Origin of the sequence: Novosphingobium sp. G106 (genome assembly GCF_019075875.1) — a bacterium.
Classification (GTDB): Bacteria; Pseudomonadota; Alphaproteobacteria; order Sphingomonadales; family Sphingomonadaceae; genus Novosphingobium.
Genome location: NZ_JAHOOZ010000001.1, coordinates 1,132,167 through 1,155,533, shown reverse-complemented (window position 1 = coordinate 1,155,533; position 23,367 = coordinate 1,132,167). Strand labels below are relative to the sequence as shown.

Here is a 23,367-nt window from a genome sequence, read left to right as displayed (position 1 = left end):
GATGATCAACCCTTGCATACCTATATACCGGCAAATATAGGCTCGCCCCCGCAACGACAACAGAATTTCCAGGGGCCAATTCTCATGCGCCATATCACATGCCTTGCCGCGACGCTCGCACTTGTCCTGGCCGCGCCCGCCTATGCCCAGAGCGACGAAGCGCAGCCTGCCGAGGACACCGGCGCCAGCACCGACGGCACTTTCACGCTCGGCCAGATCGTCGTCACCGCGCGACCGCCCGAGGGGCTGCAGATCGGCGGCGAGACGCTAAAGGCCGATGCGATCTACACCTTCAACCGCAACACGCTCGACGATGCGGCGAACCTCATCCCCGGCGTCACCGCGGGCAACAGCGGCGGATCGCGCAACGAGCGGCTGCTGTTCGTGCGCGGCTTCGACCGGTTCCAGGTGCCGCTGTCGATCGACGGCATCCGCATCTACCTGCCCGCCGACAACCGGCTCGACTTCGGCCGCTTCCTGACGCCCGACATCGCCGAGTTGCAGGTCGCCAAGGGCTATGCCTCGGTGCTCGACGGGCCGGGCGCGATGGGCGGCGCGGTGAACCTCGTCACGCGCAAGCCGACCAAGGAAATCGAAGCCGAAGTCCGCGGCACGCTCAATCTCGGCCGCGATGCCGAGTACACGGGCTACAACGTCTTCGCCCTGCTCGGCACCAAGCACGACCAGTGGTACGCCCAGGCCTCCTACGCGCGCAACTTCCAGGATCACTGGGACCTGCCGGGCAGCTTCAAGCCGACGGTCAACGAGAACGGCGGCGAGCGCGATTTCAGCCGTACCGAGGACTGGCGAGTCAACGTCAAGGCCGGCTTCACGCCCAATGCCACCGACGAATATGCGATCAGCTATACCAAGCAGGAAGGCTCGAAGAACGCGCCGCTGCACATCACCGACACCAGCAACGCTTCGCTGCACAACTGGTCCTGGCCCTATTGGAACATCGAGGGGGTCTATTTCCTCTCGACCACGGCGCTCAGCGACACGGCCACGGTCAAGACGCGCGCCTACTGGAACAAGTACAAGAACCTGCTGAGCTCGTGGGACAACCGGCTGCAGAACAGCCAAGCGCTGCCCCGCGCGTTCAACAGCCCTTACGACGATACCGCCTATGGCGGTTCGGCCGAACTGGCGGTGAAGCTGGCCGAGCGCGACACGCTGAGCGTCGCCTTCCACTATCGCCACGACGAGCACACCGAGAGCCAGACGAGCCGCCCCGGCTTCACCACGCCCACTTTCGAGCCGGTCCAGACCAGCGAAGAACGCACCTGGAGCGCCGCGATCGAGAACCGCTTCGCCTTCACCCCGGCCCTGAGCATGACCGTGGGTGCGAGCTACGACTGGCGCGACACCGACCGCGCCGAGGAATTCGGCGTGCCGCTCGGCCAGACCGGCGCAAACCGCCTGTTCAGCTTCCCGCTGCGCAATGCCAGCGGCTGGAACGCACAGGGACGGCTCGAATGGGTACAGGGCGCCACCGCACTGCACGCCAGCGTCTCGTCACGCATCCGCTTCCCCACGCTGTTCGAGCGGTTCTCCAGCCAGTTCGGCACGGCCCTGCCCAACCCGAACCTGAAGCCCGAACGGGCGACGAACTTCGAAGTCGGCGGCAGCCATTCGTTCGGGCCGATCCGGCTCGAAGGTGCGCTGTTCTACAGCCACCTCACCGATGCGCTGGTCTCGGTCATCAGGACCGATGCGCCGCTGCTGATCCCGGGCGTGACCACGCCGCTCAACCAACGTCAGAACATCGGCAGCGCCGACTATTACGGCGGCGAGATATCGCTTTCGGTTCAGCTTACCCAGGCGTTCCAGGCTGGGGTCAACTACAGCTATATCCACCGCACCTTCGATGTCGGAACCCCCGCCATCGGCACGATCCGGAACTTCAAGCTGACCGACGTCCCCAGCCACAAGGGCTTCGCCTATCTCTCATGGCAGCCGCTCGGCGGATTGAAGGTGACGCCGAACCTCGAATTCGCCTCGGGCCGCACCACCGTCACGCCGGTCACGGCCAATGCCAACAACCCGTTCTATTACCAGACGGGCGGCTACGTCACCGCCGGCCTGCGCGCCGATTACGACATCAACGACTACCTGACGATCGGCGTCGGCGGCCGCAACCTGTTCGACAAGTACTACGTCCTGACCGACGGCTTCCCCGAGCAGGGCCGCAGCTTCTTCGCGAGCGTCCGCGCCAAGTACTGACGCAAAAATGCCGGCGCATCGGGGGCAACCGATGCGCCGGCACGGCAGGCGTCAGGCCGGGGGGTTCAGGAGACCTGCAGCTTGCCGTTCATGCGGATCGGCCGCGCGATGTTGAAGTAGTTGGGCGACGTCTTCATCACCGCGGCGTGGATCTCGTCGAACTGCTCCGGCGTGCCGTCGCCGGCGATCCGCACGGTGTAGTCGATCTGCTCGTAGCCGGGAGGCACGCCGTCATCGAGGCCGAGGAAGCCGCGCAGGTCGAGCTGGCCGGTGGTGTCGATCTCGAGCCTGCTCAACGTGATCCCGCGCAGCGAAGCGCCGGCGACATAGCCCACGGTCATGCAGGCGTTGACCGCCGCCATCAGCAATTCCTGCGGATTGGGCGCCTGGTTGGTGCCGAGCAGTTCGTGCGGCTCGTCCGCCTCGATCTCGAATTCGCGGGCGACCTGCTCGCCGGCAATCTCGTAGCCCTTCACCGTGGTCTTGCTGCCGGTCTGGCCGGTCCAGCGCGTCGCCACGGAGAACCGGACGAGCGCCTTCGAGGCATCCTGCTGGATCTCGCCGACGACGCCGTTCAGCGCCTCGAGATCGAGGCCGTTCACTACGTTGCGGGTCATCACGTCGGTCATTTCACGTCTCCTTTTCTCAGTTCATCGTTCAACAAAATGCAGGGGCAACTGCGTCCACTTTCGCCTTCGCATTGGGCGAGATACAGTCGAGGCTCGCGGCGAAGTTCGGGTGCGTCATGCCGCAGCCGAGGTAGGTCCAGCGCAGCGCCTGATGCTGGCCTTCGAGGAAAGCGCTCTGGGTCTCGGTGTCGAGCGTGCGACCGATGGCCCGCTCGAACGATGCCAGGTTGAGCTCGACCTGCGCCTTGAAGCCGGCGTCGAAGAAGCCGCCGATCTCGAGGTAGCCGTCGACCGCGGCATCGACCTCGGCGGTCGTCAAGTCCGCCGCCAGCGCTTCGACCATCAGCGTATCGAGCTTGGCGTGCTGCGCTTCCTCGATCCAGTGATGCTTGAGCAGGCTGGCGAAAAGCGGGTCGATCCCGGCATCGTCGCGGACGCTGCCCAGGTAGTGCCCCTGCGTCATCCACTCGAGGTGGAGCACGAGCAGCGCCACGCTGAGCGGATGATGCCGCAGCACTTCGGCACGGATCGCCTCGGCCGGGCCGATCACCGCACAGGGCGTGCCGAAGCCGGCTTCGAAGGTCTGCTGGAAGCGCCTGAACAGCTGGATATGCTTGGCTTCCTCCGAGGCGAACTGCAGCAGCGCGCGGCTGCGCTCGTCCCCGGCGAGATCGTCGCGGACGTGATCGAGCACGAAGGGGAGGATGAACTCTTCAACCAGCCCGAAGATCGCGAGGTACTCGTGCCCGCGGATATGATTGAGCGTCAGCCGCTCGCTCGGGCTGAGCCCGGGCAGGCCCGCAATGCGGACAAGTGCCTCAGGCATAAAAGATTTCGTGAAGTCGAGCTGGGCTCCTTCCGGGAGCACATCCTCGATCTGCCAGTTGGCACGGGTACCGGCCGACAGCACGGCCGGATAACTGAAGTCATGATACATCTCAGATCCTCCTCTTCTGCTTGCCGCTGGACAGTTCCCTCGCTAGAATTTGGTTTCGGTCTGCGAAGTGCGGCCCGGCGTTGACTTAATCAGACAAGTCGCGGCCGGCTGTTGCCCGCGGAACTACCTGTCGCCGTCGGCGGCGGATATGATCGAACTGACGGAAGACTTGATCGAGCGAACGGCTTTTTGCCCAAGGGGATTGGGCCAGGGGATAATTGGGTGGACACGCTTTCAGACCTGCTATCGTCGATGCGCCTGGCCGGCGGGGTGTTCCTCGACGGCGAGATGGCGGGGCCGTGGTCGATCATCTCGCAGGTGACGCCCGAGGAAGCCGCGCGTTATTTCCTGTCGGCACCGCCGACATCGCACATCATCGCCTATCACTATGTCCGCGAGGGCTGGCTCGAGTGTCAGGTGCAGGGCGACGATGAGACCGTAATGGTTCGCGCCGGCCAGATCGTCCTCCTGCCACGCAACCTGCCGCACCTGCTCCATGGCCCCGAGCGGTCCGAGCCGGTGGACGGCAGCCAGGTGGTGGACTCGCTCGACGAGGATGGCCTCTACCGCGTCAGGCTCGAAGGGACCGGCGAGAAAACCAGCGTCTATTGCGGGTTCCTGGCGAGCACGACGCCCGAGAACATGCTGCTCCACAACCTGCCGGCAATCATGGTCGTCGGCCTGGATGACGCCAAGGAAAGCGACTGGATCCGGCGCTCAATCGACTTCGCCGTCCACGGCCTCAGCAAGGATTCGCCCGAGACGGTCGGCAAGCTGGCCGAGGGCCTCTTTGCCGAGGCAGTGCGGCGCTACATCGATGCCTTGCCGCCCGAGCAGGCCGGCTGGCTCGCCGGGCTCAAGGACCCCGCGGTCGGCCGCACGATCGCGCTGATCCACAAGTCCTATGCCGAGGCGCTGACGCTCGAAGGGCTGGCGCGCGAAGCCGGCGTCTCGAAGACCGTGCTCGGCGATCGCTTCCGCGCACTGCTCGGCGAATCGCCGATGCAGTATTGCGCCAAGTGGCGGATGAACATCGCCGCCGACATGCTGCGACAGGAGCGCCAGCATGCGGCCAATGTCGCCTACTCGGTGGGGTTCAACTCCGAAGCCGCGTTCAACCGGGCCTTCAAGCGCGAATTCGGCCTGCCGCCCGCTGCCTGGCAGAAGCTGCAAACCGCCGCCTAAGGCCCTCTCCCGATGGCGACGGCAAGGTTTGCGTAGGACATCGCGCGCTATGCTGCCGCATCGGCAGCCGGCGAGCGAGGTGTGTTTTGCAGATCATGCGCGGAGCCGCTCTGCCGCTGCTGCTGATCGTCGCTGCCTGCGGTCGCGGCCCGAGCCGCGCCGAACTGCAGGATCGCGTGACCGAACTGGAAGACGAGAACGACACGCTCAAGCAACAACTCGGCGAGGCGCAGGATCAACTGGCGGAAAAACGGGCGAAGGCGCAGCGCCGAACACCTGCGGCCAGGCCGGTAAAAGGCAACGTTGCCATCGTGCCCTTGCCCGCCGTCCAACCGCCTGCGCGGGTCGCTCAACTGGATCGGAAGGAACCGCGCAGCGCCGAGCCCGCAGCAAAGCCGCGCAAGGTGACCCGCGAGGCAGAAAACGCAGCGACCCAGGCTCTCGTTGCCGCAGCCGATGCCCGAAAGGCCTTGGCGCAGCGCTGATCAAAGAAATGGTGCGCCCGACAGGATTCGAACCTGTGGCCCCCAGATTAGGAATCTGGTGCTCTATCCTGCTGAGCTACGGGCGCCCCGCGCCGGGTGTTAGACAAGCGGCGGGCGCAAGGCAATCGTCGAGCTTGCCGCTAGTTGGCCTCGCCCGGGGGCGCTACCGGGAACAGGAGTGGCGAGACCTCGATGCCTTCCTCGTGAAGCTCCTTGGCTTCCTCGAGCGTGGCCTGGCCGTGAATCGCCTCGGCATCGCGCTCGCCGTAATGCATAGCGCGCGACTGCTCGGCGAAGCTTTCGCCAACCCAGCGCGACTGCTTGAGCGCCTCGGCCTGGATCGTCGCCAGGGCACGCATCATCTCGGCCGCTTCGGGCGGCATCGGGCCTTTGGCCATGGGCGCGGTGGCAGGCGGCGCCGGCGAGGCGGCTACGGGTCCGCTCGGCAACTGGTTGCCTTTGCGCGCGAGGTTGGGCGCCATCGGCGCTTTGATCACGTCGGCCGAACCGCATTCTGGGCAAGCGACGTAGCCCCGCGCCTGCTGCGAGGCGAAGTCTTCGGAAGAACCGAACCAGCCCTCGAAACGATGGCCACCCGTGCGGCATTCGAGATCGAAAACAATCATGCTCTACTCAAGTGGCTATAGTCTGGCGGTTGGCAAGGCTCGGCAACTGTGCACGCACTTCGGCAATACGCGCCGGATCGATCTCGGCGAAGCCCAGCCTCGCGCGCTCTCCCCCGAGATCGAGCAGGACCTCGCCCCAGGGATCGATCGCCAGGCTGTGGCCATAGGTAGCGCGCCCGTCCTCGTGCTTGCCGACCTGGGCTGCCGAGACGACATAGGCGCTCGCTTCGATCGCGCGGGCGCGCTGGAGCAGGTGCCAGTGTGCCTGGCCGGTGGGCACGGTGAAAGCCGCAGGGATCGCGATCAGATCGCAGCGCGCGCGGCCCAGCGCCTCGAACAGCGCGGGAAAGCGGATGTCGTAGCAGATCGACAGGCCGAGCCGGCCGGCGGGGGTCTCGACCGTCACGACGCTGTCGCCAGCGGCATAGGCGTTGGACTCGCGCCAGGATTCACCCGTGGCGAGATCGACGTCGAACATGTGGATCTTGTCGTAGCGCGCGGCGATGCCGCCCGAGCCGTCGATCACAAAGCCGCGGTTGGCCCAGCGCCCGTCCTCGCGCGCAACGGCCAGCGAACCCAGCGCCGCCCAGACGCCGGTCCGCACCGAAGCCTCGCGCACCGCAGCTAGCACGCGGTCCTCGCCCTCCGGAACGACGCTGAGCGCCGCACGCTTGCGGTCGCGGTCGATCAGGCCCGACATCTCGGGGGTGAAGACCATCGTCGCCCCCTCGCCCGCCGCCGCTTCGAGCGCGGCGACGATCGTGCGGGCATTGGCCTCCGGGTCGATACCCGAAGTCATCTGGAGGACAGCGACTTTCGTCAAAGTCCCAGCACCGGGTCCAGCTTGCCCTGCCGGTCGAGCGCCGCAATGTCGTCGTAGCCGCCATAGGCGACGTCATCGATCAGCACTTGCGGCACGGTATAGGCATCGGGGACGCGGGCGCGCATCTCGTCGCGCTTCGGGCCGCCCATGGTGATGTCGTATTCGGTGTAGGCTACGCCCTTGCCGTCGAAGAGCGACTTGGCGCGGACGCAGTAGGGACAGCCCCATTTCGTATAGATTTCAATCTTCGGTACGGACATCGGCTCGTCTTTGGACCTCTTGAAAGAGCGGCGGGCTACCATATCTGGGCAGGCGTGTCATGCGCCGCAAGGGCATGGGACGAGCCGAAGCGCCGCTCGCGGGCTTCACCTTTTGGAAAATTGCTCAACAGAGGATTTATGCCATGAATCGTTTGGATTTTGCCCCCTACCGCCGTTCGATGGTCGGCTTCGACCGCCTGTTCGACCTGCTCGAGAAGCAGGCCCAGGGCGCCGAGGACAAGTACCCACCCTTCAATATCGAACGCCGCGGTGACGATGCCTATCGCATCACGCTCGCGGTCGCCGGCTTCAAGCCGAACGAGATCGACATCACCGCGCAGCAGAACCTGCTGACCGTCCAGGGCCGCAAGGCCGAGGACACGCAGAGCGGTCAATTCCTCCACGTCGGCATCGCCCAGCGCGCCTTCGAGCGCCGCTTCGAACTGGCCGACTATGTCCGCGTCGATGGCGCGAACCTCGAGGATGGGCTGCTGGTGATCGACCTCGTGCGCGAAGTGCCCGAAGCGATGAAGCCTAAGAAGATCGCGATCGGCGGTCAGCCCGCGCTATCGGTTGTCGAAAGCGACGCTAGCGACAAGGCCGCGTAATAATATGAAGCGAATGTAGGATTGGGGGCGGACCCGGGATTGGTCCGCCCCCGCGACGCTTGCGCGCCGCCCTGACCCCAAGGTGATCGTCCGGGTCGCTGATGACGATCACCCGAAGGCAAGCCTCGGATAACGAACTTACAGAACAAGCCGCCGCAGGGATCTTGCATCCCCGCGTGCGGCTGATTGCGACCGTTTTGTCCTTGGCAGCTAGGTTAGCAAAAAAATCTAACAATCCGTTAGTTCAAAAGTGAACTTTCAACCGATGCGGAGCGATATCCACATCAAACCATTGTCAGACCTATATAATACCTATTTCAGACCAATCGAGCTTGACGCAGGGCCGCCTCGATGAACCCCGCGAACAGCGGATGCGGGTCGAACGGCTTGCTCTTGAGCTCGGGATGGAACTGAACCCCCACGAACCAGGGATGGTCCGGCCGCTCGACGATTTCGGGCAGCAAACCGTCGGGCGACATGCCCGAGAACACCAGCCCGCCCTGCTCCAGCGGCTCGCGGTAGGCGGAGTTGACCTCATAGCGGTGGCGGTGGCGTTCGGAAATCGTGGTCGTGCCATAGATCGCCGCGACGTGACTGTTGCCCGCCAGTTGCGCCTCATAGGCGCCGAGCCGCATGGTACCGCCCAGATCGCCGCCCGACGCGCGCGTTTGCAAGCCTTCAGGGCTCATCCATTCGGTAATGATGCCGACCACCGGCTCGCTGGTCTCGCCGAACTCGGTCGACGAGGCGTCCTTGATGCCGGCCGTGTTCCGTGCACCCTCGATGCAGGCCATCTGCATGCCGAGGCAGATGCCGAAAAACGGCACGTTGCGTTCGCGGGCGAAGCGGACCGAGGCGATCTTGCCCTCGGTGCCGCGCTCGCCGAAGCCGCCCGGAACGAGGATGCCGTGCATCGGCTCGAGGCTCGCGGCGATCTCGGCGTCGTCCTTCTCGAACAGCTCTGCGTCGATCCAGCGGATGTTGACCTTGACCCGGTTGGCCATGCCGCCGTGGACCAGCGCCTCGTTGAGCGACTTGTAGGCATCGGGCAGGCCGACGTACTTGCCGACCACGCCGATCGTCACCTCGCCCTCGGGGTTCTGATGGCGGTCGACGATGTCGTCCCAGCGCTCCAGCACCGGCGCGGGCGATTCCAGCCCGAAATGACGCAGGACTTCGGCGTCGAGGCCCTCGGCATGGTACTGCAGCGGCACCGCGTAGATGCTCGCAGCGTCGAGCGCGGGGATCACGGCTTCCTTGCGCACGTTGCAGAACAGCGCGATCTTGGCGCGCTCGCTGTCGGGCAGCGGCTTCTCGCAGCGGCACAGCAGAAGGTCGGGTTGCACGCCGAGCCCGGCAAGTTCGCGGACCGAGTGCTGGGTCGGCTTGGTCTTCAGCTCACCGGCGGCAGCGATGTAGGGAACCAACGTCACATGGACTGCGCAAGTCTGCTCGCGCCCGAGTTCGTTGCGCAGCTGGCGCAGCGCTTCGACGAAAGGCAGGCCTTCGATGTCGCCGACAGTGCCGCCGATCTCGCAGAGGATGAAATCGAGGTCCTCGCTGTCAGCCAGCGCAAAGGCCTTGATCGCGTCGGTGACGTGCGGGACGACCTGCACGGTCGCGCCGAGATAGTCGCCGCGGCGCTCGCGCGTGATGATGTCGCGGTAGATCCGGCCCGAGGTGATGTTGTCCGACTGGCGCGCCGAGACGCCGGTGAAGCGCTCGTAGTGGCCGAGGTCGAGATCGGTCTCGGCACCGTCGTCGGTGACGTAGACTTCGCCGTGCTGATAGGGGCTCATCGTCCCCGGATCGACGTTCAGGTAGGGATCGAACTTGCGGATGCGGACACGAAAGCCACGGGCTTGGAGCAGCGCCGCGAGGCTGGCCGCCATGAGGCCTTTGCCCAGCGAGGAAACCACGCCGCCGGTGATGAAAATGTACCGCGCCATGGGAGTTGTGCCTTAGTGCGTAGAGGGGGGATAGAGCAAGCAGAGAGCGGCCGGCAAGCTGCGGCAATCCACAGCTAGCCAGCCGCGACCCGCCTGAACGGGCCGGCGTTAGGACGACGGCAGCGAAATGTTACTTCTTGGCGGTGCCTGCCAGCGGGTCGTTGGCCGGAGCCGGCTGGGGTGCAGCCGGAGCCGGGGTACCCTGTGCCGGAGCGCCCGGCTGGGCGGCTCCGGCAAGCGGATCGACCGGCGCTGCCGGCGCGACCGGAGCGCTGCGATCAAGCGTGGTGTCGATCTTCCGGCTCTCCGTACCGCTTGCCGCCAGGGCAGCGAGAACGATGCTAAGCAGGACGAAGATCGTCGCCAGGACTGCGGTAGAACGCGTCAGGAAATCCGCGGCGCCGCGCGCAGACATGAAGCTCGCCGAGCTGCTGCCGACACCGAGACCGCCGCCTTCGGAGCGCTGCATCAGGATGACGCCGACCAGCGCCGCACCGACGAGGGCCTGGACGACCGTGAGGAAAATGAAGATCGACATGCTACCTGACTACAATAAAAGGGCTGGCGCGCATCTAGGACTTGATGCCCCTCAAAGCAAGTCGGGCCGATCCCGCGGCCTTTCAGCCGTGCTCGGCCAAAGCCGCCGCCGCGCCGATGATCGCAGTGAAGCTCTCGGCTGTCAGGCTAGCGCCGCCTACCAAGGCACCGCCGACCTCATCCGCCGCGAGCAGCTCCGCCGCGTTGCCGGCGTTGACCGAACCGCCGTAGAGAACGCGGACCGCCGCGCCGGCTTCGCCGTAGGTCGCGACGAGCTTGGCGCGAATCGCCCGGTGCATCGCGCCGACGTCGTCGACCGAAGGCACGCGACCGGTGCCGATCGCCCAGACCGGCTCATAGGCGACGGAAAGCTTGGCCGCAGCGTCGCCTGCCTGCGGCAGCGAGCCGGCGAGCTGGTCGGTGACGACCTTCTCGGCATGGCCCGAATCGCGCTCCGCCTCGGTCTCGCCGACGCAGAGGATGACGCCGAGCCCGGCGGCCTGCGCAGCTTCGGCCTTGGCGCGGACCAGTGCGTCGGTCTCGTGCGCCATCGCCCGGCGCTCGCTGTGGCCGACGATGCAGAAATCGGCGCCGGTATCGACCAGCAGCGGGGCCGAAACGTCACCGGTATAGGCGCCGCTCGGCTTGACGTGGCAGTCCTGGCCGCCGACGCCGATGTCGTTCACCGCCTCGCGCATCGCGCCGATCAGCGTGAACGGCGGCGCCAGCGCCACCTCGACCCCGGGAAAGCGGCTCGCGGCACGATCGATCGCGCGGGCCTCGGCGAGCATCGCCCGGGTCCCGTTCATTTTCCAGTTGCCGACGATATAAGGCAGTACAGCCATCAAAAGCCCTCAATTGCAGGCCGAATCCCCTGACCGGCCGCTTGTCTTGGCGCGCTGCTATTCCAGCGACCTCGCCATTGTCAAAACCCTTAGCCCCTATCCTGTGAACCCCAAGCCCCAATCTGCCCCCACCCTATAACCCGCGCGACCATTGCGGGAAAACGGATTGCCTCCTAAAGGCTGCCAACCCCGCCCGAGACGACGCGTCCGGGCGCACTTCACAAGCGGTCTACTCCATGCTGCAGCTCTTCCGGAAATTCCTCTCTTCCAAGTTCGGTGCGCTCTTCGCGATACTGTTCCTGGGAGTCATCGCTTTCGGTTTCGCGGCCGGCGATATCGCCGGGCTCAACATGACCGGCATCGGCGGCGGCGACCGGGTGGCCAAAGTCGGCGGCCAGGCGATCAAGGGAACTGAACTCAGTCAGGCGGCAAGCAACGCGCTGGAGAATTTGAAGCAGAAGAACCCGCGTGCAACGATGAAGGACATGTTGGCGGCGGGAGGGCTGGAAAAAGTCCTCGATTCCATGGTCGACCGCCTCGCGGTCTCGGTGTTCGGCCAGGACCACGGCATCGTCGCCAGCGACCGGCTGATCGACAGCGAGATCACCAAGATCGTCGCCTTCCGCGGGCTGGACGGCAAGTTCAGCGAAGCGGCCTACCGCCAAGCGCTTGCCCAGCGCGGCCTTACAGATGCGCTGGTACGCACCGATCTCGGCCAGGGGCTGGTCGCGCGCCAGATCCTGGAACCCGCCAGCTACGGCTCGACGGTTCCGCGCGAGCTGGCGGTCCATTATGCCGCGCTGCTGCGCGAGAAGCGTAGCGGCGCCATCGCGCTGCTCCCCGCATCGCTATTCGCACCCAAGACGCCGCCGACGGACCAGGAACTCTCGGCCTACTACGCCGCGCACCGCAACCAGTTCGTCCGGCCCGAACGCCGCACGATCCGCTATGCGACCTTCGGCGACGAGGCGCTCAAGAACCTCGCCGCGCCCAGCGATGCCGAGATCGCCGCAGCCTACAACAGCAACAAGGCGCAGTATGCAGCCAGCGAAACCCGCCGGCTGACCCAGCTCGTCGTTCCCACCGAAGCCGCCGCCCGCGCGGTTGCCGCCGAAGTGACCAAGGGCAAGAGCCTGGAAGCGGCCGCCTCGGAAAAGGGCCTCTCGGCGACCAAGCTGCCCGCTACCGACAAGGCCGGCCTCTCCGCCAGCGCCAGCCCGGCCGTCGCAGACGCCGCTTTCGCCGCCGCCCAGGGCGCGCTCACGGCGCCGGCGCGCAGCCCGATCGGCTGGCACCTGATCCACGTCGACGGCATCGACAAGCGTCCCGAACGCACGCTCGACCAGGTCCGCGGCGAGATCGTCACGCAGTTGACCGCGGCCAAACGCCGCAGCGCGCTCGGCGATCTCACGGCGCGACTGGAGGACGAGTTCGACAAGGGCGGCAACCTCGCCGACGCCGCCAAGGAACTGGGCATCACGATCGAAACGACGCCCGCGATCACCTCGAACGGCAAGGGTTACGAGCACCCCGACGCGCCGCTGCCGCCGGTGATTGGCCGGATCACTTCGGCCTCCTTCGCGATGGAGAAGGAAGGCGAACCGCAGGTCGCCGAGTTCGAGCCGAACAAGACCTTCGTGATCTTCGACGTCGGCGAGATCGCGGTCTCCGCCCCCGCCCCGCTGGCCGAGATCAAGCAGGACGTGCAGGCCGTCTATCTGAACGACAAGGGCGCGCAGGCGGCCAAGGCTGCGGCCGACAAGCTGCTCGCCGAAACGCGCAAGGGCGTCCCGCTCGCCCAGGCCGTGGCCTCGCTGAAGCTCGCGATCCCGCCGGTACAGCCGGTCGACATGAACCGCGAGCAGCTCGCCGCCAGCGGACAGCGCCCGGCGCCGCCGCTGCTGCTGCTGTTCTCGATGGCCAAGGGCACGACCAAGATCCTGCCCGCACCAGGCAATCGCGGCTGGTTCGTGGTCTCGCTCAAGGACATCGTCACGCCGCCGGTGGCCGCCAACGATCCCTTCATCGCCGATGCCGAGCGCGAGCTCGGCCAGCTCGCCGGCAACGAATATGCCGACGGCCTGCGCCGTGCGATCCGCGCCGAAGTGAAGGTCGAGCGCAACGACAAGGCGATCAAGGCCGTCCGCGACAAGCTCGCGGGCAATTGAACCCAGCCATGTCGACGGGCCTGCTCGAAAACTGGGAAGCCGCGAACGGCGCGCTCGCCGAAGGGCACCCCGCGCTCGTCTGGCGCCGGCTGATCGCCGATACCGAGACCCCGGTCGGTGCCGCGGTCAAGTTGATCGAGCCGGGCCGCGGCGACTTCCTGCTGGAATCGGTCGAAGGCGGCGAAGTCCGCGGCCGCTACAGCCTGCTCGGGCTCGATCCCGACCTCGTGTTCCGCGCGGTGGGCCACGGCTGCGAGATCAATCGGCAGTGGCGCGCCGACCGCGAGGCCTTCGCCCCGCTCGCCGGGGACAGCCTGGACGAGCTGCGGGCGCTGGTCGAAAGCTGCCACATGGACGTGCCGGCGGCACTGCCGCCCGCGCTCGCCTGCCTGGTCGGCTATTTCGGCTACGAGACGATCGGCCTGGTCGAGAAGCTGCCGCGCGCGCCGCAGAGCAGCCTCGAGCTGCCCGACATGTTGTTCGTCCGTCCGACGCTGATCCTGGTGTTCGACCGTCTGAGCGAGGCGCTGTTCTGCGTCGCGCCGGTCTGGCCGTCCGACCTGGCGCCCGAGCGCGCGCTGGAGGGGGCGCAGGAGCGGATCGACGCCGCGCTGCACCGCCTCGCCAGCGCCGCCCCCGCGGTGATCGCCGACGCGACGCTGCCCGAGCCCGTGCTCACGCCGATGATGCCGGCCGAGAACTACGCCCGGATGGTGCTGCGTGCGAAGGAATACATCGAGGCCGGCGACATCTTCCAGGTCGTGCTCGCCCAGCGCTTCACCACGCCGTTCACCTTGCCGCCGCTCGCGCTCTACCGCGCGCTGCGCCGGATCAACCCCTCGCCCTTCCTCTATTTCCTCGACCTGCCCGGCTTCGCGGCGGTCGGTTCCAGCCCCGAGATCCTGGTGCGTGTGCGCGACGGCGACGTCACGATCCGCCCGATCGCCGGCACACGCCCGCGCGGCAAGACGCCCGAAGAAGACCAGGAGAACGAAGTCAGCCTGCTCGCCGATCCCAAGGAGCGTGCCGAGCACCTGATGCTGCTCGACCTTGGCCGCAACGACGTCGGCCGCGTCGCCACGGCGGGCTCGGTCCGCGTGACCGAGAGCTACACGATCGAACGCTACAGCCGCGTCATGCACATCGTCTCGAACGTCGAGGGGCGGCTCGATGCGGCCAAGCACGATGCGATCGACGCGGTCTTCGCGGGCTTCCCTGCAGGCACGGTCAGCGGCGCGCCCAAGGTCCACGCCTGCGAGATCATTGCCGAGCTCGAGCCCGAGACGCGCGGTGCCTATGCCGGCGGCGTCGGCTATTTCTCGCCCGACGGTTCGGTCGACAGTTGCATCGTCCTGCGCACCGGCATCGTCAAGGACGGCACGCTCCACGTCCAGGCCGGCGCTGGCATCGTCGCGGATTCGGTCCCCGAGTACGAACAGCGCGAATGCGAGAACAAGGCCGCTGCGCTGTTCGACGCAGCCAAGGAAGCGGTACGAGTGGCGAGCGAGGCCGGTTTCGGGCAGTAGTAGTCGGGGAAACATTGCAAGGGGAACGCAATGGCATCGCTCGAACATGCTCTGAGATCGTTTCCGCTCTGGGCCATCGGCAGCGTCTTCTTCCTCCTGCTGCTCGGCGCATCGCTGCTGGGCGGCCTGTTGCGTCACCGGCTCGACGCCCAGGCTAGCGAGACCCAGTCCGACGGCTACCTACTTTCGGCCAACCTCGCGCTCCTCGGCCTGCTCATCGCCTTCACCTTCTCGCTGGCGGTCAGTCGCTATGACAGCCGCCGCGTCGCCGTCATCCAGGAGGCCAACGCGATCGGCACGGCGTGGCTGCGCGCGGGGTTGATCGAAGGAACCGAAGGCCAGGCGCTGCGCGATGCGATCCGCAGCTACACCGATGTGCGCCTGCGCCTGCCCGAAGCCGACGACCGCCGGCAGGTGGAACGCGAGACCGCATCGGCGCAGGCCCTGATCTGGCAGCGGCTGCGCACCGCCCTGCCGCAAGCACAGCCGCCGGTCGCCGTGACGACTATCACGGCCATGACCGAGATGTTCGATGCCGCCGCCACCCGCAAGGCGGAGCGACAGGCCCGCATTCCCGGACGCGTGCTCGATGTGCTCAGCCTCTATGCGATCATGTCCGCGGGCATTGTCGGCTATGTACTGGGCCGCAAAGGCGATCGCCGCCATCTGGTCGTGTCGTCGATCCTGTTCCTGCTGCTCACGCTGGCGATGACGCTGATCCTCGACCTCGACCGGCCCTATTCGGGTTCGATAAAGGTCCCGGTGCAACCCCTCATCGACACGCGCGCCGGGTTCGACTGAGCGAAGCTATCCCGCGGCCGAGGCTTCTACTTTCGCCCAGCGCTTCTTCAGCTTTTCGATCGCCTTGACCCGCGTCTCGCGCGAGGCTTCGGTCTCGGCCGGCGCGATGATCGCCACCACGCGGCCATGCGAGGTGATTTCCACGCGCTCGCCGCGTTCGACGGCGCGCAGGAGTTTGGAAAAGGAACGGTTCGCTTCTGTCGCGGTAACGGTCCTGGTCTTCATCGCGCCCCCGGTCTTCGGCCGCAGCAGTCTATCGTATCGGCCGATTGTTGCCATTCTCGTATTTCTGCGGGGTGGGTTACGGCTCTCGAAGAGTAGCGCTAGAGTCGGATCATGACGGAGGGCAGCGGCAATTCGGGCAATACACGCTTCACGGTAACGCTCGGCGAGAGCGATCTGGTGGAGGCATTCCGCCTCAATGCCAGACGCGCCGCGATCCGGCCGCTGGTCCTGGCCGCCGTTCTCGTCACGGCACTGCTTGTCCTACTCCTGGCGATTTCGCCGTTGGCGCGCCAATCGCTGACTTCGCGCCCGCTGACTCTGATGCTCGAAGGCGCGCTGGCTCTCGCCGCGCTTCTGCTGCTGCTCGCCGTGCTCGTCCGGCCGCTGATCTTCCGCAAGCTGGCGCAGCGCTCGCTCGCCCAGCGCGCCGACCTCGCCGGTCCGGTCGAGTGGGAATTCGGCGCCGAGGGCATCCGCCATACGACCATCCATTCGGACTCGCGCTATCCCTGGGCGGCGCTGCGCGGGTGGCGCGAGAACGAAGCCGTGCTACTGCTCTACATCGCCGACAACCTGTTCTACATCGTGCCCAAGGCGCAGGTCGGGACGGACGTGGTCGACGGCCTGCACCGCGCCATCGCCGAGGCTTCCCTTCGCGAGCGCTGATCCCATCTTACGGGGAGCCTTCCCTTTTTATCCCGTTCCGCTAGGGCCCGCGCATGATCCTCGTCATCGACAACTACGATAGCTTCACTTGGAACCTCGTCCATTACCTGATGGAACTGGGCGCCGAGGTCGACGTCGTGCGCAACGATGCCCTGTCAGCGGGTCAGGCGATCTCGACCGGGGCGCAGGGCTTTCTGATCTCGCCGGGGCCCTGCACGCCCAACGAGGCCGGGATCAGCCTCGATCTCGTCGCAGCCGCCGCCGATGCCGGGAAGCCGCTGCTCGGTGTCTGCCTCGGCCACCAGTCGATCGGCCAGCATTTCGGCGGCCAAGTCGTGCGCGGCGGGCTGATGCACGGGAAGACCTCGCCCGTGACGCATGACGGCAGCGGCGTCTTTGCCGGCCTGCCCTCGCCTTTCACGGCAACGCGCTATCACTCGCTGATCGTCGAAGACATCCCGGCGGACCTGGTGGTCAACGCCCGCTCGGACGACGGCCATGTCATGGGCTTCCGTCACGCGAGCCTGCCGATCCACGGCGTCCAATTCCATCCTGAGTCCATCGCCACCGAGCATGGCCACGCCCTGCTCGCGAACTTCCTCGCGCTCTGCGGGATAAACACGCGCCTGCCGGCATGACCGCGCTGCCCGACGTCGCCACGCCGCTCGCCGAGGACGAAGCGGAAGCAGCTTTCGCGGCGATGCTCGACGGCCAGGTCGCCGACGAGGAGATCGCCCGCTTCCTCGTCGCACTGTCCGACCGCGGCGAGACCGCCAGCGAGATCGCCGGAGCCGCGCGGGCGATGCGCGCGCGGATGATCCCGATTGCGGCGCCGGCGAATTCCATCGACGTCTGCGGCACGGGCGGCGACGGGCATCATACGCTCAACGTCTCGACCGCCGTGGCGCTGGTCGTCGCGGCCTGCGGTGTGCCCGTGGCCAAGCACGGCAACCGCGCCGCCTCGTCCAAAGCCGGCGCAGCAGACACGCTCGAAGCGCTGGGCCTGAACCTCGACCGCGCAGCCGAGACCGCCGAGGCGACGCTTGGCGATTTCGGCATCTGCTTCCTCTTCGCCGGCAAGCACCATCCGGCGATGGGCCGGATCATGCCGATCCGCAAAAGCCTGGGCCGGCGCACGATCTTCAACCTGATGGGACCGCTGGCCAACCCTGCCGGCGCCGCCCGCCAGCTCGTCGGCATCGCCCGCCCCGCCTATGTGCCGATCTATGCCGAGGCGCTCGCCCGGCTCGGCACCGAGCGCAGCTTCGTCGTCTCGGGCGACGAGGGGTTGGACGAATTGAGCCTCGCCGGCGGAAACGAAGTGGCCGTGGTCGGCCCCGAAGGCTTCACTATGCAGCGCGTGGCCGCGACCGACGCGGGCCTCGCTTCGGCTCCGATCGAGGCGATCCGCGGCGGCGATCCCCAGCACAACGCCGAAGCCCTGCGCCGCCTGCTACTGGGCGAGCCCGGCGCCTATCGCGACGCCGTGCTGCTCAATGCCGCTGGCGCGCTGATCGTGGCGGGCGAAGTCTCCGACTGGCGCTCGGGCGTCGAGGAAGCCGCCGAAGCGCTCGACAAGGGGCTTGCAAAGTCGCTGCTGGACTGCTGGATCGCCTCGCTGAAATGACAGACAAACTCACCGAGATCTGCGACACAAAGCGCGTCGAAGTCGCCGCCCGCAAGCAGGCCACAAGCTTGGCCGAGCTCGACGCGCGCGCCGCGGCCCAGACTGCGCCGCGCGGTTTCCGGGCGGCGCTGGCCGCCAAGGCCGCGGCCGGCTTCGGCTTGATCGCAGAAATCAAGAAAGCTTCTCCATCCAAGGGATTGATCCGAAAGGATTTCCAACCGGCCGATCATGCCCGCGCCTACCAGGCTGGCGGCGCAGCTTGCCTCTCGGTCCTGACCGATGCACCTTATTTCCAGGGGCATGAGGACTATCTGATCGCCGCGCGTGCCGCCTGCGATCTGCCCGTGCTGCGCAAGGACTTCATGGTCGATCCCTGGCAGGTCGCCGAGGCCCGCGCGATCGGTGCCGACGCGATCCTGATCATCGTCGCCGCGCTCGACGACGTGCAGATGCACGAGATCGAAGCGGCAGCGCTCGAACGCGGCATGGACGTACTCGTCGAAGTTCACAATCAAGATGAAGTTATGCGTGCAGCGAGTTTGAAATCACGCCTGATCGGTGTGAACAATCGCGATCTCAAGCGCTTCGTCACCGACATCAGCGTGACCGAACGACTCGCTCCGCTGATGCCCGAAGGCACCCTGCTGGTCAGCGAAAGCGGGATCAACGCACACGCGGATCTCACCCGACTTTCAGGCTGCGGGGTGCGGTCGTTCCTGGTCGGCGAAAGCCTTATGCGGCAGGCCGACGTCACTGCCGCAACGAAGGCCCTTCTCGCCGGCTAGTGCGCTGCGCCGCTCGGCAGCAGCACCGGATAGAGCGATGCGACCAGCAGCAGCGCTGCAGCGATGTTGAACGCACGGTAGGCCTGCGGACGGTGCAGCAGGCGGCGCAATTGCACCCCGGCGGCCGCCCAGACGGTGACGGATGGGATATTGACCAGGCCGAACACCACGGCGACGACCGCGACCGCGAGCCAGCGGTCGTCCTTAGGCAAGTAAACCGCGGCCGCGGTCAGCGCCATGGTCCAGGCCTTCGGGTTCACCCACTGGAAAGCCGCTGCTTGCAGGAACGTGAAAGGCCGCGAACCGCTGGCATCGTCATCAATGCGCGGCGCCGCCGACGTTGCGATCTTGTAAGCTAGGTAGAGCAGATAGACCGTGCTCGCGACCTTGAGCGCAAGCATCGAGCCAGGCACGAGCGCGAACACCCCGCCGAGCCCTGCGCCGACCAGGAAGATCATCAGCATGAAGCCGATGCCGACGCCCAGCATATGCGGCACGGTCCGCGCGAGACCGAAATTGGTCCCCGACGCCATCAGCATCAGGTTGTTCGGCCCCGGCGTGATCGAAGACACGAAAGCGAAGGCGGCCAGGGCCAGAAGGGTCTCGGCGGAAAGCATGACGCAATACTACGCGATGACAGGCGCAATGTACGCGCGTAATGGAGCATTCATCGCCGCCAAGACACAAGGTTTCACCACAATGGATGCTATCGACGGAAAAATATTGCGCGAGCTTTCGCGCGATGGCCGCGTGAGCAACGTCGATCTGGCCGAGCGAGTCGGCCTGTCGCCCTCGGCCTGCTCGCGGCGCGTCCAGGAACTCGAGCGTAACGGGACGATCCGCGGCTATCGCGCAGTCCTCGATCCCATTGCGACGGGCGGCGGCCTTACGGTCTATGTCACCGTCGGCCTCTCGCGCCACACGATGGACCAGCAACGCTCCTTCGAGCAGGCCATCGCCGCCTCGCCCGACGTGCGCGAGTGCCACAACGTCACCGGCTCGATCGAATATATCCTGCGCGTCGAAGTCGCCGACCTCGCCAGCTACAAGCATTTCCACACCGAAGTGCTCGGTGCCCTGCCCCAGGTCAGCACGATCACCTCCTACATGGTGCTGGAATCGCCCAAGGACGAGCGCGCATGACCCACCTTGCCGACGATCAGGTCGAAGCCTTCATCACGGATGGTTTCGTGCGGATCGACAACACCTTTCCGGCCGAACTGGCGGCGGAAGCGCGGACGATTCTCTGGCGCGACATGGAACTCGACCCCGCGGATTCCGCCGGCTGGACCCGCCCCGTCGTCCGGCTCGGCCACTATGCGCAAGCTCCGTTCCGTGTGGCAGCGAACACGCCGCCGCTGCATGCCGCGTTCGACCGGCTGGTCGGTCCCGGCGGCTGGCAACCGCCGGCCGCATTGGGCACTTTCGTGGTCCGCTTTCCGTCACCCGAGCCGCCCGGCGACGACGGCTGGCATGTCGACGCTAGCTTCGGCGCGGACAATCCCGATTTCATGGAATGGCGCCTCAACGTCGCGAGCCGCGGCCGTGCCCTGCTGATGCTGTTCCTCTTCTCGGACATCGACGAGCTCGACGCACCGACCCGCCTGCGCGTGGGCTCGCATATCGACATCGCGCGGCGCCTCGCCCCTGCCGGCGACGAAGGGCTGTCGCTGCGCGATCTGGCCGAGGACGATTTCGCCGGATCGGCCAAACGGCCCGAAGCGCTGGCGACGGGAAAGGCGGGGACGGTTTATCTCTGTCACCCCTTCCTCGTCCATGCCGGTCAGCCGAATCGCAACGGACAGCCGCGTTTCCTCGCGCAGCCGCCGCTGCTTCCTACCTTGCCTATGGCGCTCGAACGCCAGGACGGAAGCCACGTTCCGGTCGAGACCGCGATCCGCCGGGCGATCGGCCGCGACTGACCGATGCGCTTTTGTTCTTGCGCGGCGCCCGGGTCCTTGCTTCGCTGGATGGACGATGACCGATAACAAGAACCAACTCACCCATCTCGACAACCAGGGCAACGCGCGCATGGTCGACGTCGGCGGCAAGGCTGCGACGCAGCGCGTGGCTATCGCCTCGGGCCGCATCCGCATGTCGCCGCAGGCACTGGCCGCCATCCGCGACGGGGAAGTGCCCAAAGGCGACGTGCTCGCCGCGGCGCGGATCGCCGGAATCATGGCGGCCAAGAAGACCGGCGAACTGATCCCGCTCTGCCACCCGCTGGCACTCGACGCGGTGACGGTCGATTTCGCTTTCGAGGAAGGCGCCGTCCGCGCCACGGCTACGACCTCGTTGACCGCCAAGACCGGTGTCGAAATGGAAGCTATGACAGCAACTTCCATCGCACTCCTGACAATCTACGACATGGCCAAGGCGGTCGACAAGGGCATGGTGATCGAAGACGTGCGGCTGATCGAGAAACGCGGCGGCAAGTCCGGCGACTGGAAGGCGGAACTGTGAAGGAACCACCGCTGCCGCTCGAGGAAGCCCAGGCGCGCCTGCTCGCTCTGGCAACCCCGCTGCCGATCGAGCACGTCGACGTCGAGGGTGCGCTAGGACGCTATCTCGCCCAGCCCGTCGGAGCGCGCCGCACCCAGCCCGCCGCCGATCTCTCGGCCATGGACGGCTATGCCATGGCCGGGGGCGACCTCGCCGGGCCGTGGCACGTGATCGGCGAGAGCGCGGCGGGCCACCCCTACGCCGGCGAAGTCCGCCCCGGAACAGCAGCACGCATCTCGACCGGCGCCGTGATGCCCGCCGGCGCGAGCGTGGTGATCCTCCAGGAAGACCTCGCGCGTGAGGGCGATCGCTTGACACTGACCGGCGAGGCGCCGCAGCCTGAGGACAAGCATATCCGCCGCTGCGGTCTCGATTTCGCGCTCGGCGGAGAAGTCCTCGCCGCCGGCACGCGGATCGGCCCGGCCCAGGCTGCGCTCGCAATTTCCGCCGGGCACAGCCACCTCGCCGTGCGCCGTGCACCGCGCGTCGCCGTGCTCGACAGCGGCGACGAACTGGCACTCGATTTCGAATCCTGCGCCGCACACCAGGTTCCCGCGAGCAACGGCATGATGCTCGCCGCCATGGCGCGCGCGCTGTGCTGCGAGGTCGAGCGGATCGGTCCGGTGCCGGACCAGATGGACTCCCTCGCCGCCGCACTCGAACGAGCATCGGAAGCCGACGTCATCGTCACCAGCGGCGGCGCTTCGGTGGGCGATCACGATCTCGTTCGCCCGGCGCTTTTAGCCTGGGGCGCAGAGCTCGACTTCTGGCGCGTGGCGATCAAGCCGGGCAAACCCATTCTCGTAGCAACACGTGGCAAGCAATTGATAATAGGACTTCCCGGCAATCCGGTGTCGAGCCACGTCACTGCCTTCCTGTTCCTGCTGCCACTGCTGCGCGCGCTGCTCGGCGCCGCCGATCCGCTGCCCCGCCGCATTCGCACGACACTGGCCAGCCCGCTACGCGCCGGTGGTTCGCGCCGCGAATTCCTCCGCGCCAACTGGGACGGGACCAGCGTCACCGCGCAGGCGATCCAGGACAGCGGCGCGATCGCGCCGCTCGCCGCCAGCAACGTGCTGATCGACCGCCTGGCCAAGGCCCCCGCGGCCGACCCTGGCGACCCGGTAACCGCCTACCTGCTCGAAAATGGCGGAATCGCCTGAGGGATGGCTTGACGGGACTCGAATCGTTGCTTAATTGTTCCGCATTCGTTCACTGAACTTCTCACATGGGGGAGAGTGCGCCGATGCTGACTCGCAAGCAGCACGAGTTAATCCGTTTCATCCAGACCCGGCTCGAGGAGAGCGGCGTCTCGCCCTCGTTCGAGGAGATGAAGGAAGCGCTGGACCTCAAGTCGAAGTCGGGCGTGCACCGGCTGATCTCGGCACTCGAGGAGCGCGGTTTCATCCGCCGCCTGCCTAACCGTGCCCGGGCGCTCGAAGTACTCAAGCAGCCCGAGGATATCAGCGCGGGCAAGACCGCCGTTCGGGCCGCGGCCAACAGCAATACGGCGCTGACCGCGCTCAAGCCCGCACTGGCGGCACCGCGCGAACCGGCGAACGACGTCATCGAGCTCCCGCTGCACGGCCGCATCGCCGCGGGCGTGCCGATCGAGGCGCTCGAAGGCCAGGCAACCCTGCCCGTCCCCGCGGCGTTGCTCGGTCCCGGAGAGCATTACGCGCTCGAAGTCTCGGGTGATTCGATGATCGAGGCCGGCATTCTCGACGGCGACTTCGCGCTGATCCGCCGCACCAACACCGCCCGTGACGGCGAGATCGTTGTCGCGCTGGTCCGCGGCGAGGAAGCGACGCTCAAGTACCTGCGCCACGAAAAGGGCATGGTCTGGCTCGATCCGGCTAATTCCGCCTACGAGCCGCAGATCTACCGCGACAGCGAAGTCGAGGTCCAGGGCAAGCTCGCGGGGCTGCTGCGCCGCTATCACTGAAGCGCGTGTCACCTC

The 23,367-nt window shown here is 66.6% G+C and carries 26 protein-coding genes and 1 tRNA gene; 16 read left to right on the top strand and 11 right to left on the bottom strand.

The genetic code is table 11. From position 1 onward, the window contains the following. Positions 1-84 precede the first annotated feature (84 nt). Positions 85-2,223, top strand: a complete 2,139-nt coding sequence (locus tag KRR38_RS05455; RefSeq protein WP_217399370.1) for a TonB-dependent siderophore receptor — start codon at positions 85-87, stop codon at positions 2,221-2,223. 65 nt (positions 2,224-2,288) lie between these two features. Here KRR38_RS05455 and KRR38_RS05450 read toward each other — a convergent pair whose 3' ends face one another. Together KRR38_RS05450 and KRR38_RS05445 are read right to left on the bottom strand one after the other, a co-directional pair. Further along, positions 2,289-2,852 carry an OsmC family protein gene (locus KRR38_RS05450; protein ID WP_254514652.1) on the bottom strand — a complete coding sequence of 188 codons (564 nt, stop codon included), beginning with the start codon at positions 2,850-2,852 and terminating at the stop codon, positions 2,289-2,291. 28 nt (positions 2,853-2,880) lie between these two features. After that, complete coding sequence (locus tag KRR38_RS05445; RefSeq protein WP_217399368.1) at positions 2,881-3,789, bottom strand: diiron oxygenase; 909 nt, start codon at positions 3,787-3,789, stop codon at positions 2,881-2,883. A 222-nt stretch (positions 3,790-4,011) separates the two neighbouring features. On the opposite strand from KRR38_RS05445, the gene KRR38_RS05440 reads away from it, so the two are divergent. Together KRR38_RS05440 and KRR38_RS05435 are read left to right on the top strand one after the other, a co-directional pair. Further along, a complete protein-coding gene (locus tag KRR38_RS05440; RefSeq protein WP_217399367.1) occupies positions 4,012-4,974 on the top strand; it encodes an AraC family transcriptional regulator in 963 nt (320 codons plus the stop codon). A gap of 95 nt (positions 4,975-5,069) precedes the next feature. Next, a complete protein-coding gene (locus tag KRR38_RS05435) occupies positions 5,070-5,459 on the top strand; it encodes a hypothetical protein (protein WP_217399365.1) in 390 nt (129 codons plus the stop codon). A 9-nt stretch (positions 5,460-5,468) separates the two neighbouring features. Here KRR38_RS05435 and KRR38_RS05430 read toward each other — a convergent pair. From KRR38_RS05430 to grxC, 4 genes are all read right to left on the bottom strand, one after another. Further along, a tRNA-Arg gene (locus tag KRR38_RS05430) sits at positions 5,469-5,545 on the bottom strand. Positions 5,546-5,599: 54 nt separating this feature from the next. Further along, positions 5,600-6,085 (bottom strand): DUF1178 family protein, encoded by a 486-nt coding sequence (locus KRR38_RS05425; RefSeq protein WP_217399363.1) that lies wholly within the window; start codon positions 6,083-6,085, stop codon positions 5,600-5,602. 7 nt (positions 6,086-6,092) lie between these two features. Further along, positions 6,093-6,908 (bottom strand): carbon-nitrogen hydrolase family protein, encoded by an 816-nt coding sequence (locus KRR38_RS05420; protein ID WP_217399361.1) that lies wholly within the window; start codon positions 6,906-6,908, stop codon positions 6,093-6,095. Beyond that, positions 6,905-7,168: a glutaredoxin 3 gene (gene grxC / locus KRR38_RS05415; protein ID WP_217399359.1), complete on the bottom strand. Its 264-nt coding sequence runs from the start codon at positions 7,166-7,168 to the stop codon at positions 6,905-6,907. Before grxC ends, KRR38_RS05420 begins: the two co-directional genes overlap by 4 nt. Positions 7,169-7,311: 143 nt before the next feature. On the opposite strand from grxC, the gene KRR38_RS05410 reads away from it, so the two are divergent. After that, positions 7,312-7,776: an Hsp20 family protein gene (locus KRR38_RS05410; protein WP_217399357.1), complete on the top strand. Its 465-nt coding sequence runs from the start codon at positions 7,312-7,314 to the stop codon at positions 7,774-7,776. A 317-nt stretch (positions 7,777-8,093) separates the two neighbouring features. Here KRR38_RS05410 and KRR38_RS05405 read toward each other — a convergent pair whose 3' ends face one another. The 3 genes from KRR38_RS05405 to tpiA all read right to left on the bottom strand — a co-directional run bounded on the left by KRR38_RS05405 (position 8,094) and on the right by tpiA (position 11,107). After that, positions 8,094-9,725 (bottom strand): CTP synthase, encoded by a 1,632-nt coding sequence (locus KRR38_RS05405; RefSeq protein WP_217399355.1) that lies wholly within the window; start codon positions 9,723-9,725, stop codon positions 8,094-8,096. Positions 9,726-9,855: 130 nt separating this feature from the next. Next, complete coding sequence (gene secG, locus KRR38_RS05400) at positions 9,856-10,263, bottom strand: preprotein translocase subunit SecG (protein WP_217399353.1); 408 nt, start codon at positions 10,261-10,263, stop codon at positions 9,856-9,858. A gap of 82 nt (positions 10,264-10,345) precedes the next feature. After that, on the bottom strand, positions 10,346-11,107 hold the full coding sequence (gene tpiA, locus KRR38_RS05395) for a triose-phosphate isomerase (RefSeq protein WP_217399351.1): 762 nt from the start codon (positions 11,105-11,107) through the stop codon (positions 10,346-10,348). 236 nt (positions 11,108-11,343) lie between these two features. On the opposite strand from tpiA, the gene KRR38_RS05390 reads away from it, so the two are divergent. The 3 genes from KRR38_RS05390 to KRR38_RS05380 are packed head-to-tail and all read left to right on the top strand — an operon-like array spanning position 11,344 to position 15,602. After that, positions 11,344-13,275, top strand: a complete 1,932-nt coding sequence (locus KRR38_RS05390) for a peptidylprolyl isomerase (RefSeq protein ID WP_217399348.1) — start codon at positions 11,344-11,346, stop codon at positions 13,273-13,275. 8 nt (positions 13,276-13,283) lie between these two features. After that, positions 13,284-14,801: an anthranilate synthase component I family protein gene (locus tag KRR38_RS05385; RefSeq protein WP_217399347.1), complete on the top strand. Its 1,518-nt coding sequence runs from the start codon at positions 13,284-13,286 to the stop codon at positions 14,799-14,801. Between the two features lie 30 nt (positions 14,802-14,831). Then, complete coding sequence (locus KRR38_RS05380; protein ID WP_217399345.1) at positions 14,832-15,602, top strand: hypothetical protein; 771 nt, start codon at positions 14,832-14,834, stop codon at positions 15,600-15,602. Between the two features lie 6 nt (positions 15,603-15,608). Here KRR38_RS05380 and KRR38_RS05375 read toward each other — a convergent pair whose 3' ends face one another. Further along, entirely contained in the window at positions 15,609-15,827 is a 219-nt protein-coding gene (locus tag KRR38_RS05375; protein WP_217399343.1) for a type II toxin-antitoxin system Phd/YefM family antitoxin, read from the bottom strand. Positions 15,828-15,938: 111 nt separating this feature from the next. On the opposite strand from KRR38_RS05375, the gene KRR38_RS05370 reads away from it, so the two are divergent. The 4 genes from KRR38_RS05370 to trpC are packed head-to-tail and all read left to right on the top strand — an operon-like array spanning position 15,939 to position 18,905. Continuing rightward, positions 15,939-16,493, top strand: coding sequence for a YcxB family protein (locus tag KRR38_RS05370; protein WP_217399341.1), 555 nt, complete (start codon positions 15,939-15,941; stop codon positions 16,491-16,493). Positions 16,494-16,546: 53 nt separating this feature from the next. Then, positions 16,547-17,131, top strand: coding sequence for an aminodeoxychorismate/anthranilate synthase component II (locus tag KRR38_RS05365; RefSeq protein WP_217399340.1), 585 nt, complete (start codon positions 16,547-16,549; stop codon positions 17,129-17,131). Continuing rightward, positions 17,128-18,120, top strand: a complete 993-nt coding sequence (trpD, locus tag KRR38_RS05360) for an anthranilate phosphoribosyltransferase (RefSeq protein ID WP_217399338.1) — start codon at positions 17,128-17,130, stop codon at positions 18,118-18,120. Before KRR38_RS05365 ends, trpD begins: the two co-directional genes overlap by 4 nt. After that, positions 18,117-18,905, top strand: a complete 789-nt coding sequence (gene trpC, locus KRR38_RS05355; RefSeq protein WP_217399336.1) for an indole-3-glycerol phosphate synthase TrpC — start codon at positions 18,117-18,119, stop codon at positions 18,903-18,905. The genes trpD and trpC overlap by 4 nt, the downstream gene beginning before the upstream one ends. On the opposite strand, the gene KRR38_RS05350 is transcribed toward trpC, so the two are convergent. After that, on the bottom strand, positions 18,902-19,522 hold the full coding sequence (locus KRR38_RS05350) for a LysE family translocator (RefSeq protein ID WP_217399334.1): 621 nt from the start codon (positions 19,520-19,522) through the stop codon (positions 18,902-18,904). The two genes, trpC and KRR38_RS05350, sit on opposite strands and share 4 nt — an antisense overlap. Between KRR38_RS05350 and KRR38_RS05345 the strand changes: the two genes are divergently transcribed. From KRR38_RS05345 to lexA, 5 genes are all read left to right on the top strand, one after another. Next, positions 19,521-20,048 carry an Lrp/AsnC family transcriptional regulator gene (locus tag KRR38_RS05345; RefSeq protein WP_254514651.1) on the top strand — a complete coding sequence of 176 codons (528 nt, stop codon included), beginning with the start codon at positions 19,521-19,523 and terminating at the stop codon, positions 20,046-20,048. The genes KRR38_RS05350 and KRR38_RS05345 overlap by 2 nt on opposite strands. Continuing rightward, entirely contained in the window at positions 20,045-20,827 is a 783-nt protein-coding gene (locus KRR38_RS05340) for a phytanoyl-CoA dioxygenase family protein (protein ID WP_217399332.1), read from the top strand. Before KRR38_RS05345 ends, KRR38_RS05340 begins: the two co-directional genes overlap by 4 nt. A 55-nt stretch (positions 20,828-20,882) precedes the next feature. Beyond that, complete coding sequence (moaC, locus tag KRR38_RS05335) at positions 20,883-21,368, top strand: cyclic pyranopterin monophosphate synthase MoaC (RefSeq protein WP_217399330.1); 486 nt, start codon at positions 20,883-20,885, stop codon at positions 21,366-21,368. Then, positions 21,365-22,570 carry a molybdopterin molybdotransferase MoeA gene (locus KRR38_RS05330; RefSeq protein ID WP_217399329.1) on the top strand — a complete coding sequence of 402 codons (1,206 nt, stop codon included), beginning with the start codon at positions 21,365-21,367 and terminating at the stop codon, positions 22,568-22,570. Before moaC ends, KRR38_RS05330 begins: the two co-directional genes overlap by 4 nt. Before the next feature lie 83 nt (positions 22,571-22,653). After that, on the top strand, positions 22,654-23,352 hold the full coding sequence (lexA, locus tag KRR38_RS05325; RefSeq protein ID WP_217399326.1) for a transcriptional repressor LexA: 699 nt from the start codon (positions 22,654-22,656) through the stop codon (positions 23,350-23,352). The last annotated feature ends 15 nt before the right edge of the window (positions 23,353-23,367 follow it).

Excerpts from the sequence above, each read along its gene's own strand:
- KRR38_RS05450 (WP_254514652.1), bottom strand. The coding sequence starts at position 2,852 with ATGACCGACGTGATGACCCGCAACGTAGTGAACGGCCTCGATCTCGAG.
- KRR38_RS05435 (WP_217399365.1), top strand. The coding sequence starts at position 5,070 with ATGCGCGGAGCCGCTCTGCCGCTGCTGCTGATCGTCGCTGCCTGCGGT.
- trpD (WP_217399338.1), top strand. The coding sequence starts at position 17,128 with ATGACCGCGCTGCCCGACGTCGCCACGCCGCTCGCCGAGGACGAAGCG.
- KRR38_RS05380 (WP_217399345.1), top strand. The coding sequence starts at position 14,832 with ATGGCATCGCTCGAACATGCTCTGAGATCGTTTCCGCTCTGGGCCATC.
- KRR38_RS05375 (WP_217399343.1), bottom strand. The coding sequence starts at position 15,827 with ATGAAGACCAGGACCGTTACCGCGACAGAAGCGAACCGTTCCTTTTCC.
- trpC (WP_217399336.1), top strand. The coding sequence starts at position 18,117 with ATGACAGACAAACTCACCGAGATCTGCGACACAAAGCGCGTCGAAGTC.
- KRR38_RS05405 (WP_217399355.1), bottom strand. The coding sequence starts at position 9,725 with ATGGCGCGGTACATTTTCATCACCGGCGGCGTGGTTTCCTCGCTGGGC.
- grxC (WP_217399359.1), bottom strand. The coding sequence starts at position 7,168 with ATGTCCGTACCGAAGATTGAAATCTATACGAAATGGGGCTGTCCCTAC.
- KRR38_RS05425 (WP_217399363.1), bottom strand. The coding sequence starts at position 6,085 with ATGATTGTTTTCGATCTCGAATGCCGCACGGGTGGCCATCGTTTCGAG.
- KRR38_RS05340 (WP_217399332.1), top strand. The coding sequence starts at position 20,045 with ATGACCCACCTTGCCGACGATCAGGTCGAAGCCTTCATCACGGATGGT.
- KRR38_RS05350 (WP_217399334.1), bottom strand. The coding sequence starts at position 19,522 with ATGCTTTCCGCCGAGACCCTTCTGGCCCTGGCCGCCTTCGCTTTCGTG.
- KRR38_RS05445 (WP_217399368.1), bottom strand. The coding sequence starts at position 3,789 with ATGTATCATGACTTCAGTTATCCGGCCGTGCTGTCGGCCGGTACCCGT.
- lexA (WP_217399326.1), top strand. The coding sequence starts at position 22,654 with ATGCTGACTCGCAAGCAGCACGAGTTAATCCGTTTCATCCAGACCCGG.
- moaC (WP_217399330.1), top strand. The coding sequence starts at position 20,883 with ATGACCGATAACAAGAACCAACTCACCCATCTCGACAACCAGGGCAAC.
- KRR38_RS05390 (WP_217399348.1), top strand. The coding sequence starts at position 11,344 with ATGCTGCAGCTCTTCCGGAAATTCCTCTCTTCCAAGTTCGGTGCGCTC.
- secG (WP_217399353.1), bottom strand. The coding sequence starts at position 10,263 with ATGTCGATCTTCATTTTCCTCACGGTCGTCCAGGCCCTCGTCGGTGCG.
- KRR38_RS05455 (WP_217399370.1), top strand. The coding sequence starts at position 85 with ATGCGCCATATCACATGCCTTGCCGCGACGCTCGCACTTGTCCTGGCC.
- KRR38_RS05345 (WP_254514651.1), top strand. The coding sequence starts at position 19,521 with ATGACGCAATACTACGCGATGACAGGCGCAATGTACGCGCGTAATGGA.
- tpiA (WP_217399351.1), bottom strand. The coding sequence starts at position 11,107 with ATGGCTGTACTGCCTTATATCGTCGGCAACTGGAAAATGAACGGGACC.
- KRR38_RS05370 (WP_217399341.1), top strand. The coding sequence starts at position 15,939 with ATGACGGAGGGCAGCGGCAATTCGGGCAATACACGCTTCACGGTAACG.
- KRR38_RS05410 (WP_217399357.1), top strand. The coding sequence starts at position 7,312 with ATGAATCGTTTGGATTTTGCCCCCTACCGCCGTTCGATGGTCGGCTTC.
- KRR38_RS05365 (WP_217399340.1), top strand. The coding sequence starts at position 16,547 with ATGATCCTCGTCATCGACAACTACGATAGCTTCACTTGGAACCTCGTC.
- KRR38_RS05385 (WP_217399347.1), top strand. The coding sequence starts at position 13,284 with ATGTCGACGGGCCTGCTCGAAAACTGGGAAGCCGCGAACGGCGCGCTC.